Origin of the sequence: Deinococcus aestuarii (genome assembly GCF_018863415.1) — a bacterium.
Classification (GTDB): Bacteria; Deinococcota; Deinococci; order Deinococcales; family Deinococcaceae; genus Deinococcus; species Deinococcus aestuarii.
Window position 1 is genome coordinate 13,871 of sequence record NZ_JAHKSN010000019.1, and the last position, 12,121, is coordinate 25,991.

Annotated in this window: 8 protein-coding genes; 5 read left to right on the forward strand and 3 right to left on the reverse strand. The window is 67.5% G+C overall.

Going from position 1 to position 12,121, the window contains the following annotated elements; all coding sequences use genetic code 11:
- Position 1 precedes the first annotated feature (1 nt).
- The 5 genes from lhgO to IC605_RS18340 all read left to right on the forward strand — a co-directional run bounded on the left by lhgO (position 2) and on the right by IC605_RS18340 (position 5,709).
- Positions 2-1,246, forward strand: coding sequence for an L-2-hydroxyglutarate oxidase (lhgO, locus tag IC605_RS18320; protein WP_216327550.1), 1,245 nt, complete (start codon positions 2-4; stop codon positions 1,244-1,246).
- The gene (locus tag IC605_RS18325) at positions 1,243-2,307 is read left to right on the forward strand and encodes an NAD-dependent epimerase/dehydratase family protein (protein WP_216327552.1); all 1,065 of its coding nucleotides are present in this window, start codon (positions 1,243-1,245) and stop codon (positions 2,305-2,307) included. Before lhgO ends, IC605_RS18325 begins: the two co-directional genes overlap by 4 nt.
- A complete protein-coding gene (rfbC, locus tag IC605_RS18330) occupies positions 2,304-2,852 on the forward strand; it encodes a dTDP-4-dehydrorhamnose 3,5-epimerase (RefSeq protein ID WP_216327553.1) in 549 nt (182 codons plus the stop codon). Before IC605_RS18325 ends, rfbC begins: the two co-directional genes overlap by 4 nt.
- Positions 2,849-4,150, forward strand: coding sequence for an NAD(P)H-dependent oxidoreductase (locus IC605_RS18335; protein WP_216327556.1), 1,302 nt, complete (start codon positions 2,849-2,851; stop codon positions 4,148-4,150). Before rfbC ends, IC605_RS18335 begins: the two co-directional genes overlap by 4 nt.
- Before the next feature lie 305 nt (positions 4,151-4,455).
- Complete coding sequence (locus IC605_RS18340) at positions 4,456-5,709, forward strand: LacI family DNA-binding transcriptional regulator (protein ID WP_216327559.1); 1,254 nt, start codon at positions 4,456-4,458, stop codon at positions 5,707-5,709.
- 893 nt (positions 5,710-6,602) lie between these two features.
- Here IC605_RS18340 and IC605_RS18345 read toward each other — a convergent pair.
- From IC605_RS18345 to IC605_RS25435, 3 genes are all read right to left on the reverse strand, one after another.
- Positions 6,603-8,426: a heparinase II/III family protein gene (locus tag IC605_RS18345; RefSeq protein ID WP_216327562.1), complete on the reverse strand. Its 1,824-nt coding sequence runs from the start codon at positions 8,424-8,426 to the stop codon at positions 6,603-6,605.
- 235 nt (positions 8,427-8,661) lie between these two features.
- Positions 8,662-10,533 (reverse strand): asparagine synthase (glutamine-hydrolyzing), encoded by a 1,872-nt coding sequence (asnB, locus tag IC605_RS18350; protein WP_246581023.1) that lies wholly within the window; start codon positions 10,531-10,533, stop codon positions 8,662-8,664.
- Positions 10,534-10,663: 130 nt separating this feature from the next.
- Complete coding sequence (locus IC605_RS25435; protein WP_216327568.1) at positions 10,664-12,091, reverse strand: sugar transferase; 1,428 nt, start codon at positions 12,089-12,091, stop codon at positions 10,664-10,666.
- Positions 12,092-12,121: the final 30 nt, after the last annotated feature.

Here is a 12,121-nt window from a genome sequence, read left to right on the forward strand (position 1 = left end):
CGTGAGATACGACTTCGCGGTTATCGGCGGGGGCATTGTGGGCCTCGCCACCGCCTATGCGCTGGGCCAACGCTACCCCGACGCCCTGATCCTGGTGCTGGAGAAGGAGGAGGCCCTGGCGCAGCACCAGACGGGCCGCAACTCGGGCGTGATCCACAGCGGCATCTACTACGCGCCGGGCAGCTTGAAAGCGCGGCTGTGTCAGGCCGGGAACGTCAGCATTCCCGAGTTCTGCGACGAGCACGGCATCCCCTACGACCGCTGCGGCAAGGTGATCGTCGCCACCCGGCCCGAGGAGCTGCCCGGCCTGGAGAAGTTGCGGCTGCGCGCCGGGGAACACGGCCTGCCCGTCCGGTCCCTGAACGCCGAGGAGGTGCGGGAGATCGAGCCGCATGTCGACGCTCTAGCGGGCCTGCACGTCGCCAGTACCGGCATCGTCGATTACACCGAGGTCTGCCTCGCCCTCGCGCGGGAGGTGGAGGGGCGCGGCGGCAAGATTCGCCTGGGCACCCGGGTGGAGGCCCTGCACCGCGACGAGCGCGGCTACCGCATCGAGACGAACGCGGGCCCCTTCGCCGCCCACTACCTCGTGAACTGCGCGGGGTTGCACAGCGACCGGATCGCGCGGATGGCGGGCTCGGACCCCGGCTGCCGGATCGTGCCCTTCCGGGGCGAGTACTACGAGCTGCGGCCCGAGAAGCGCCACCTCGTCAAGCACCTGATCTACCCGGTGCCCAACCCCGACTTCCCCTTCCTGGGGGTACACTTCACCCGCATGATCGACGGCTCGGTCCACGCGGGGCCGAACGCGGTGCTGGCGTTTGCGCGCGAGGGGTATCACAAGACCAAGGTCGACCTGCGTGACCTCGGCGACGCGCTGAGCTACTCGGGCTTCTTGCAACTCGCGCGCAAGAACGTGGGCGAGGGGGCCAAGGAGATGTGGCGCTCGTTTTCCAAGCCCGCCTTCGTGCGCAGCCTCCAGGCCCTCATCCCCGAGGTGACGGAGAATGACGTCATTCCCAGCGAGGCGGGTGTGCGCGCCCAGGCCCTCACCCCCGACGGGAAATTGGTGGACGACTTCCTCCTCATCGACGCCCCCGCCGCCCTGCACGTCTGCAACGCGCCCTCCCCCGCCGCCACGTCGTCCCTGGAGATCGGGAAGACCATCGCCGCCCGGGTTCGCCCACCCGCCCACCTCAAGCCCGTCCCCGTCAAAGGTCTGGCCGCCGAAGGAGTGCTCGCATGAAAATTCTCGTCACCGGCACCGAGGGCTACCTCGGCTCCCTGCTCGCCCCCGAACTCCTGCGCCGGGGCCATACCGTCGTCGCCGTGGACACCGGCTACTACAAGGCGGGCTGGCTGTACAACGGGACCGACACGACCGCGCTCACGTTGAACAAGGACCTGCGGCAGATCACCGCCGAGGACCTGGAGGGCGTGGAGGCCGTCGTCCATATGGCGGAGCTGTCGAACGATCCGCTGGGGCAGCTCCTCCCCAACATCACCTACGACATCAACCACGCGGGCTCGGTGCGGCTGGCGAAGCTCGCCAAGGCGGCGGGCGTCACGCGCTTCGTGTACATGTCCTCGTGCAGCGTGTACGGGGTGGGCGGGGCGGACTTCGTGGACGAGACCTCCGACGTGAACCCCCAGACCGCCTACGCGGAGTGCAAGGTGCTTGTCGAGCGCGACCTGCGGGAGATGGCGGACGACCACTTCACGCCGACGTACATGCGCAACGCCACCGCCTTCGGTGCCTCGCCCCGGATGCGCTTCGACATCGTGCTGAACAACCTCAGCGGGCTGGCGCGCACGACGGGGGAAATCCGCATGACCTCCGACGGCACGCCCTGGCGCCCTCTCGTGCACGCGCTCGACATCGGGCAGGCGATCATCGAAGTGCTCGAAGCCCCGCGCGAGGCCGTCCACAACGAGGCCTTCAACATCGGCAGCACCCAGCAGAACTACCGGGTGCGCGAGATCGCGGAGATCGTGGCGGAGGCGTTCCCGGGCTGCAAGCTGTCTTTCGGCGAGAACGGGGCCGACAACCGCAGTTACCGGGTGAACTTCGACAAGATTCACGCGGCGCTGCCGAACTTCCGCTGCGCGTGGGACGCCCGGCGCGGGGCCCAGCAGCTCGCGGCCCTCTTCGAGCGGATCGACCTCCAGGCCACCGACTTCGAGTCGCGGGGCTACACCAGGCTCAAGCAGCTCGAATACCTGCTGCGGACCGAGCAGATCGACCACGACTTCTACTGGAAGGCCGCCCCGGTGCCCCAGCCCGTCCTCGAAGGGAGGGGCGCGTGATTTTCACCGAGACCAAGCTGAAGGGTGCCTTCATCATCGACCTAGAGGTCCGCGAGGACGAGCGCGGGGGATTCGCGCGCACCTTCTCGCAAGACGAGTTCGCCGCGCACGGCCTGAAGGTGGACGTGGTGCAGGCGAACCTGAGTTACAACCACAAGGCGGGGACGCTGCGCGGGATGCACTACCAGCTCCCGCCCGCCGCCGAGACGAAGCTGGTGCGCTGCACGCGGGGCGCGATCCTCGACGTGATCGTGGACCTGCGGGAAGACTCACCCACCTACCTCCAGCACATCGCGGTCGAGCTGACCGCCGAGAACCGCCGGGCGCTGTACGTCCCCGAGCTGTTCGCGCACGGGTACCAGGCCCTGACCGACGGGGCGGAGGTCGTGTACCAGGTCAGCGAGGCGTACACCCCCGGCTACGAGCGGGGGCTGCGTCACGACGACCCGCAGTTGGGCATCCAGTGGCCGATGCCGGTGACGGTCATCTCGGCGAAGGACCAAGCTTGGACGCTGCTCTCTGAGCGTGAAGGGGTGACGACATGATCATCGTGGATACCGCCCTGCGCCGCCGCGAGGCCGAGGGGCGACCGGTCAAGGTGGCGATGATCGGCGCCGGGTTCATGGGACGGGGCGTCGCCAACCAGATCGTCAACTCGGTGCCGGGGATGGAGCTCGTCGCCGTTTCCAACCGCACCGTCGCCAGCGCCGAGCGGGCGTATACCGAGGCGGGGCGGACCGACTTCGTGCGGGTGGAGACGCAGGAGGGGCTTGAGGACGCGATTCGCCGCGGCCAGCCCGCCGTGACGGAAGACGCCCTGCTGCTGTGCCGCTCCGAGCAGGTCGATTGCGTGATCGACGTGACGGGCGACGTGGAGTTCGGGGCACAGGTGACGCTGGAGGCCATCGCGCACGGGCGGCACATGGTGACGATGAACGCCGAACTCGACGCGACGGTGGGACCGCTTCTCAAGCGGAAGGCCGACGCGGCGGGCGTGATCCTGACGGCGGCGGACGGTGACCAGCCGGGCGTGCAGGCGAACCTCTACCGCTTCGTGAGGAGCATCGGCCTCACGCCGCTGGTGTGCGGGAACATCAAGGGCCTGCAAGACCCCTACCGCACGCCGACGACGCAGAAGGCCTTCGCCGAGCGCTGGGGCCAGAACGTCAACATGGTGACGAGCTTCGCGGACGGCACCAAGATTTCCTTCGAGCAGGCCATCGTGGCGAACGGGACCGGGATGCGGGTCGAGAAGCGTGGGATGCGCGGCACCGAGTTCCCCGGCCACGTGGACGAGCTGACGAAGATGTACGACGTGGACGAGCTGCGGCGCCTGGGCGGCGTGGTGGACTACACGGTGGGCAGCAAGCCCGGCCCCGGCGTCTTCGTGCTCGCCACCCACGACGACCCCAAACAGCGCCACTACCTCAACCTCTACAAGCTCGGCGAGGGGCCGCTGTATTCCTTTTACACGCCCTACCACCTCTGCCACTTCGAGGTGCCTCTCTCGGCGGCGCGGGTGGTGCTGTTCGGGGACGCGGTGTTGCAACCGCTCGGGGCCCCGACCGTGGACGTGATCGCCACCGCGAAGACCGATCTGCCCGCCGGAACGGTCATCGACGCCCTGGGCGGGTACCACACCTACGGGCAGTGCGAGAACGCGGACGTGGTGGCCTCACAGCGCCTGCTCCCGATGGGCCTCGCCGTCGGCTGCCGCCTGCGCCGGGCTGTCACGCGCGATCAGGTGCTTACGTACGACGATGTGGAGTTGCCGCAGGGCTCGCTGGCCGTGGCGCTCCGTGCCGAGCAGGACCGGTTGTTCGCGCCGCTCGCCGTGAGGTAGCGTCCAAAGCGTGTCCAGAGCGGAGGGTGGCGAAAGCCTTGCCACCCTCCGCTCTTCGCGTCCCTTCGCGTCATAAAGATCGGCTTAAAGCTGATTAAGCCCGTCAGACCTGACGCGTTATGAGAGTTTCATATTTCACATTTGTCTGAAAATGAAGTAGGCTCACGTCATGCCAGTGTGTTCACCACACGGCAGCAGACAAGACATCGACCGCCGTTTTGCGGCGTCTGAAGAGAGCTGATCGTGTTCTTACTATATCCGAACCTTACACGCATGGGGTGCGTCGGGCACCGGCGGGGGCGAGTTTGAAGAAATCCATTTCCAACCGGGATGTGGAGCGAATCGCCCACCACGCCGGATTGACGACCGAACAGGTGCGCGCCGCGCTCGCCATGCGGGGCGACATGTTCCCGGAGGTGCAGGAGCGGGTGGCGGCGAGTGCGAGCGAGCTGCGCTACACGATCACGGTGCGTGACCGGGTGGCGATGGCGGCCGGAACGTCGGTGGCGACGGTGAACCGCGCGTATCGCCCCGAGGCCCGGCACCTCGTCCGCCCCGAGGTCTTGCAGGCCATCGAGCGGGAAGCTTCCCGGATGGGCTACACCCCCGATCCGGTGGCGCAGGCCCGGCGCACGCAGCAAAGCACCATCGTGGCGATCTGTCCCGAGATGACGCACCTGTCGAGCCCTTACCACGCGGCCCTCATCCGCGCACTTACGGAGGTCGTGACCGAGCGGGGGCTGTACCCGGTGATCACACCCATCCCGCAAGACCGCCTGCTCCCCGACATCGCGCAGTCGAGCATCACCAGCCTGGTGGTGTTGTGGGAGGGCAACCGCACGGATCAGCAGGCGGCGGCCCTGCGTGCGGCGGGGCGGCAGGCCGTGCTGATCGGGCATCACGAGAGGTTGCCCAGCGTGGCTCCCGATTGGACGGAAGCCTATGAGCGTCTGACCCACCGCGCCCTGGAGCAGGGTTACGATGTGCTGCACCTGGGGTACTACAGTGAACAGCGCTGGGCGGCGGGTGCCCGCCTGGAGGGCATGGCCCGTGCCCTGGCGAGCAGCCGTCATCAGCCCCGCTTGCGGCTGTGGCTGCACCCCGACCTCGACCTTGCGCGGGCGGTCGAAGCCCTGCACGGCCAGGACATGTGCGCCGCCGCCACACTGCTCACCGTTTTGGCCCAAACGCCGGGCGCCCTGGAGCGCCGCCCCCGGCTGGGGCTGGAAGGCATCATTCAGGAGCTGACAGAGGAGTTGCGCTGCCTTCAGAAGGGCGACAGTCAGCGCGTCGCGTTGCTCGGTTACTCGGACATGACGATCCGGCAACTCATGTGGCAGCTCGCGGTGGACGGCTCGGGGCCGCGACTGGGCGATCACCTCGGGCTGGCAGGGCACGACAACCTCGAACCGATCATGCGCTACCTCAACCCGGTGCTCACGACCATCGCCTACGACTTCAGCGACTTCGCCGGGCAACTCATCGACCAGATGGATCCGGAGAACGAGGGCGGGTTCACCGGCCTGCCCACCGAACTGATCCTGCGCGAGTCGCTCTGATTTAAGTGACAACTCTCCGGCCCTCGCCCAGAACGTTTTTTCCTTAGATCTCCGTAATCCCTTGTACGTTTTGATGCTATAAGCCGACGTCACTTAGAGTGTGTCTAAAAAGTGTCGAATGACCAGCCAGCGGGCCAGAATTTAGCCCGCTATAGTTGATAAAGCGACAGCGTTACACCAGTAACTTGACCTACAAGCGATTTGGACGGTTTGAACTCCTCTTGCCCGCTGGAAAGTCGGGGGGCAGACCCCGGACGGTGGAGTGTATGTGGTCGTCTGTGCCATGCTGGGTATCCTCCAAAACGGCTGCACCTGACGCAACTTTCCTTACGATGTTCCAGCCTGGCAGACGGGCAACGAAGCCTTCCGGCAGTTTCAACGGGACGGCACCTGGGAAGCGGTAAACCGCTGCCTCCTGCAACGAACACGTCGCAAAGCGGGTCGAAATCCCAAACCGTCCGCTATACCCCACAAGCTGGCATTCGTGAGGTGAACGCTTACAGAAAGACCAACGGACGCAAACGGCACCTCGTCGTGGACACGCTGGACCTGCGCTGGTCGTCTTCTGACGGCAAGCCGCGTCCAAGACTGAACGGCTGCCCCCATCCTACTGGGCATACGCTCCAAGCGCATCCATCGGTTCAAACTTTTCTGGTCGAATGGATGTGATTAGGGTGCATTGGTGTCGTTGGCTAAGCAGGTGCTGGCTCAGGTAGTCGCATCGTCACGCCGCTGGGTCGTGGAACGTTCTCTGGTTTGTTTAACCCGTTCACGTCGTCCGACGCGTGCCAATTAGTATTGGCAGAGATCACAGGATGTTTGGTTCTACCTTGACAACACCCGTCTCATGTCACACCGCTTTAAACCTGCTGCTTACGCTTTTTCAAACACTCTCAGAAAATTTCAAGGTTGGTGTGCAGGGTCACTGGGAGCATGGTCGTCAGGGTGGCGCGGAAAGAGGGGCTGGCCTGCTTGACCCCGTAGCGTGGAGAATACCAGCCGAGCGTGGAAGTACTGGAGGCGAGGTCGTGTTCGCCCTGACCCCAGCGTACCTGCCAACGGGCGTCGAAGCGCACCCGCAGGGCGCCACCCCGCCAAGTAACCCACCAGCTGTGGGAGGCCTCCGACCTTATCTCACAGTCAGGATGCAGGTGCAGGTGCAGGCGCAAATGGTGGCGTCCCTCGCCCTCGATGCGGTCGGTAATGCTCAGTAAGTGGCCTTGCAGTTCGAACTCACGCTGGTGGACCGGGGTGCCCGGCAAGCGCTCGTATCCGTCGTGCGAGGCGACAAGGCGTCCTCCGTCCTCACGGGGCTCCCACAGGTGGGGGGTAACCGCGGCCTCGCGGGACCATCGGCAGGGACCCATCTGGGCTCTCTGGTCTTGCAGATCGACCTCTATGGTGTTGTGTGCCGCCGTGGAGCGGAAGTACTGTCGCCACTCGGAGTCGGCTCTGGATGTGGCGGTGCCGGGGTCGACCACTACCTCCTGAGTGCCCACCGAGAGGGTGAACCCCAGCGCGTCGGCATGACCCCGCTCAGCCGGCGTCAGGTTCCCGAGGGGTCCAGCATCGGCCAAGACGCGCACCGGGCGCTCGGTCCCCGCCCCCGATGTCAGCACGTACAGACCCGCGTCGGGGTAAGCGAAGCTGCCGCCGTGGAGTCCAGGCCCACAGCGCAGGGGCACCCGCCCGTCCCCGAGTAAAAGCGTGGCCCCCAGGTGCCCGCCCGGTGGCTCCTCCACCGGTACGCCGAGCCAGTCGCGGCCCACCCGCAGGAGCCAGTCCTCCCGAGAGGTGGACCGGGGCTCCACTTGCACGGTCAGCCCGTCGTCTATATCACCATAACGGGGCAGCCTGCCTCCCTCGCCACGCAAACGGCCGACCACCGCGACGGCCCGCGCTACCCGGGCCAGATAGGCCGGGTCGAAGGCGTCGCCGCAACGTTCCCCCAGCAGAGCTGGAAGCAAGATCAGCTCGGTGGCCCACAGGTGGTGCCCGAAGCTCAGCTCACGGTTCACCCCGCTCTCAAGGAATTGTAGGGTCGCCTCCCGCGCCAGGGCGACTTTCGCCTCACGCCGCCACCGGGCAGATTCTTCGAAGAACGGCCAGGTCACGCTCGCCACGTACTGACCTGCCAGCGCGGCGAGGGTATCGCCCCCAGCGGGCGCGGCGCCCTCCCCGACGAACACCTGATGTCGGTACACACTCGGCCACAGCGGCGAGTCGGGCCCGAACCACGTGGGCCACTCCGAATGGGGCCTCAGGAGTTCGTAGCACCACGCCCAGGCCATTAGACGCACACCCGCCTCCGAGCGGCTCGCCCAATTCACGCCCCGGCCCGGTGGATTTTCCAGAATCCAGTCGGCGATACGGGCCGCCGCACCCGCCGCATAGCGGTGCTCGCCGGTCAGGGCATAGGCGATGGCAAGAACCGTTGTGTGGTGGTGACGGCTCTTTTCCCAGATCGTCCTCACGTCCCCCACAGCCGCCGGTTCGGGAGAGTTTGGGGCAAACTTGGGAGAGTCGGGGTCGGTGCGGCGGCCCGTGACCTCGCAGAAGTGCCAGTCAGTCACACCGCCTGCGGTGGGGTCGGAGGCCGCGTCCGCGAAGACGAAGAAGCGCCAGCGCCCCTGCAAGACCTCATCTGCCTCACGCAGCAGGGCGGCGCGGGTCGCCTCGTCCACCACCCGGCGCAGGCGCGGTGGGCTGAGCGGCAAGCCGTAAAAATGTTGACCGCGCGGGCGGTCGAGTACGGCACGCTCAGCCCACCGCAGCCCCCCATGACGTCCGTGCCCCTCCGCGTACCCCCTCCCCACTTGCCACATCCTCCCCTCCAGGGTCATGTCCCACCCGCGCCCCAAATGTCGAAGCCCCGGACGCTCGCCCACCCCCACCCCCCGCACCACCTTCTCGGTCCTAACCGGGGGAGAGCCGGGAGCACCAGGGCTGTCCTCACGCCACCACCGCCCGCGAGTGCACGGCCTGTAACCACAGTTCCAGGCACACGGCCGTCCAGGCGAGCTTGGCGCTGCCCGTCTGCGCCAGGGCCGCTGGCGCAAGCAGGGCTTCGAGTTCGGCCCCCGACATCCAGGTTCGCAGACGTGCCCCGGGTGAGAGCAGCAGGTCGCGCGACATGCTCCTGAGCCCCGGGTCGCCCGCCAGCCACTCACCCAGCGGCAGCCGAAAGCCGCTCTTGGGCCGTTCGAGCACGGCCCTGGGCAGCCGGTCGCCGAAGGCCTGGCGCAGCGGCATCTTGCCCCGTAGGCGGTGAATCTTGACCTGGCGCGGTAGCGCCACCGCCCAGGGAGTCAGCCGCATGTCGAGGAGAGGCACCCGCTGCTCGATAGAGGCCTGCATGGTCGTATAGTCGCCCCGGTGTAGCAAGTTGTTGGGCAACCACGACTCCAGGTCGAGCACCTGCATCCGCTGGAGATCAGACCAGCCCTGTGGGTAACCGATCAGGCGCTCTTCCACCCAATGCAGGGCGCGGTCGGGCCGCGCCCCGGCCCCGATCAGGGACCCCACAAGCGCGGGCGATGCGTCGTCGTTGGCGAACCAACGCATCCAGCGCGCGGCGCGGCTGGGCTCGCTTAGGGCGTCGGCGGCGATTCCCAGCTTGCCCCGGCGCCCCAGCCAGCGGCTCCCCAGACGCATCGCCGGGCCCAAGGGTCGCGCCAAGTTGTCTACCGCGTACTTCGGGTAGCCGCCGAAGGACTCGTCGCCGCCCTCGCCGGAAAGAACCACCTTCACGTCCTCGGCCGCGCGCAGCGAGAGCTTGAGCAACGCGATGTCCGCGTGATCCGCGAAAGGCCCGTTGAGCGAGCCTGAAAGCCTCGGCGCCAACGCCACGAAATCCGCTGGGCCTACCGTAACGGGGTGCAGCCGCGCCCCAATGTGCTCGGCGACCATCCGGGCGTACGGCAGCTCGCTCGTCTCCGAAGACGCCCCCTCAAAGCCCACCGAATAGGCATTCAGGGGCCCGCCACCGCGCGACGCCAGAGCCTGGGCGACCACGCTGGAATCTAGCCCCCCGCTCAGGAAGCACCCCAGCGGCACGTCGGCGAGGGTGTGGTGCTCGACCGAGTCCATCACCCGCTCGCGGACTTCCTCAGGCGTTACATTCCGCTCTCCCTCCAGGCGGCAGCGCTCGACCTCCTCGGTCACGCTGGCGAAGCGCACGTAGATCACTGCGTTCGCCTGCGGGGCCACCACGAGCGCGGTACCGGGCTCGACTCTTTTGACGTGCTCATAGAGGGTATTGAGGCCCGACGGATGGCGGGAGGCGAGGGTTTCCAAGACCGAGGTGAGGTCGAGATCGGTGGACACGCCCGAGAGGTCGAGCAGGGCACCGACCTCCGAGGCGAAGAACACCGAGCCGTCGCGGCCCCGGGTCCAGAAGAGGGGCTTGATCCCGAAGGGGTCACGCGCGATGACGGTGTTGCCGTCGCGGCGGTCGTGCAGGGCGAGGGCGTACATGCCGCGCAGCCGCGCGAAGCCCGCCACTCCCCAGGCGAGATACGTCGCGAGGATGACCTCCGTGTCCGAGCGAGTGGCGAACTCGTGCCCGCGCGCCTCCAGTTCGCGGCGCAGCTCGAGGTGATTGTAGATCTCGCCGTTGAAGACGACCGTCGTGAGCCCGTGCACATCACTCATGGGCTGCCCGCCGCTCGACAGATCGATGATGCTCAACCGCGTGTGGCCCAGATGGGCGCTTCCTGCGTGCGCGCTGGTCTGCGCGTCCGGCCCCCGGTGACACAGGGTCGCCAGCCCGAGCGTCTCCGTAGCCGAAGGCCTCCTGCGCACACTCCCGATGATTCCACACATACCTCTTACCCTCCATACCGGGCCTGCCGCCCATTCGCTCGTTCGGTTCCTCGGCGCGACGCGCCCTCCGCCTGCTCGACCGGGCACGCTCCTCCCACACGCCCGTCTGTCTCCTAGCTTGGGAGATCCATCAGTGCGCTCCTTTGCGGGCGAGAACCACGCGGACGGTCGCCGCGAGGAGCGTGAGGTCGAGCCAGGGGCTCCAGCGCCGCACGTACTGGAGGTCTATCTGCACCCGGCCCTGAAAGCTCGTGCCGCTGCGGCCCGAGACCTGCCACCACCCGGTCATGCCGGGGCGGCAGCTCAGGATCACGTCGGCGTGGGTGCCGATCTTGGGCCGCTCGCGCGGCAGGTAGGGCCTGGGGCCGACGAGGCTCATCTCGCCCCGGAGGACGTTGAGAAGCTGCGGCAGCTCGTCGAGGCTGGTGCGGCGCAGGAAGCGGCCCACCCGGGTCACGCGCGGGTCGTCCCGGAGCTTGTGGTAGGTGTCGTAGTAAGCCCGCGCCTCGGGGTCCTGGTCGAGCAGTTCGGCGAGCCGCTCCTCGGCGTTCTCGTGCATACTGCGGAACTTCCAGCAGCGGAAGGAGCCCCCCCGCCACCCCAGACGCGGCGCCCCGTACAGCACCGGGCCGCGCGAGTCGAGCGCCACCGCGAGCCCTACGAGCAGCAGCAGCGGCGTCAGCACCGGGAAGAGCAGGGCCACTACCAGCAGGTCGAAGACCCTCTTCTGCCGCAGGTCGCCGGGCTCCAGGTGCCTCCGCCGGGCCTCCAGCACGCTGAAATTGCCCAAGTGGTGAGAGCCCGCCCAGCGGCTGTCCGAGGCGGGCTGGCTCACCATCACCAGAACCCGGCGAAAGAGTACCAGAGGCCCATCGAGCAACCGGTCACGTACCGCGTACGGGATATTGGGCACCGCCAGGATGGCGACATTCGCCTGGCCGTGCGCAACCGGGTGGTAACCCAAGCTCCAGTCGCTTTTCAGCGTCTGTGTCAGCAGGGCGGCGGCCTCGCCGTGCCCGATCACGGCCACGTCCACCCCCCAAACCCCTACGCGGCGCAGCAGCCAGCGCGCTCCAATGCGGGCGAGGAGGGCGGCGGGAATACCCAACCCCAGCCCCAGGACAAGCAGCAACGCCGCACCCACGCCCAACCCTTCGGCGAGCGCGGCGCCCAGGAGGGTCGGGAAGGCCGCCACCGCTGGGATCACCGTGCGCCGCAGCCGCTCGCTGGCATCCAGGCCGTACCCGGGGTAGCTGCGGATGAGCGTCGCCACCGTAAGCCAGGTCGCCGTGAAACCGAGCTGCCAGGGTAAGCGGCCGATGTGGGTGACCGTGAAGTGAAGCACCAGCCCAGACGTGAACCAGACGGCCAGCGCCTCGGCCGCTGCGAGCATCACCCCATTCATGAGCGCTCGCCGGTCGAGGTCCCCGGTGGTGGGAACCTGCACCCGGACGTCGGGCGACTCGCCGGACGGGGCGGCGCCCGGCAGCGGAGCGGTGGTCGGGGCTTGGGGCTCCCCCGTCCGCAAGAGTTCCTCCGAGATGACCGAATGCGTCACGCGCGTTTCCCCCTGAAGCTGTGGCCGGTT

Coding starts and splice junctions, on each gene's coding strand:
- IC605_RS18325 (WP_216327552.1), top strand. CDS start 1,243: ATGAAAATTCTCGTCACCGGCACCGAGGGCTACCTCGGCTCCCTGCTC.
- IC605_RS18335 (WP_216327556.1), top strand. CDS start 2,849: ATGATCATCGTGGATACCGCCCTGCGCCGCCGCGAGGCCGAGGGGCGA.
- asnB (WP_246581023.1), bottom strand. CDS start 10,533: ATGTGTGGAATCATCGGGAGTGTGCGCAGGAGGCCTTCGGCTACGGAG.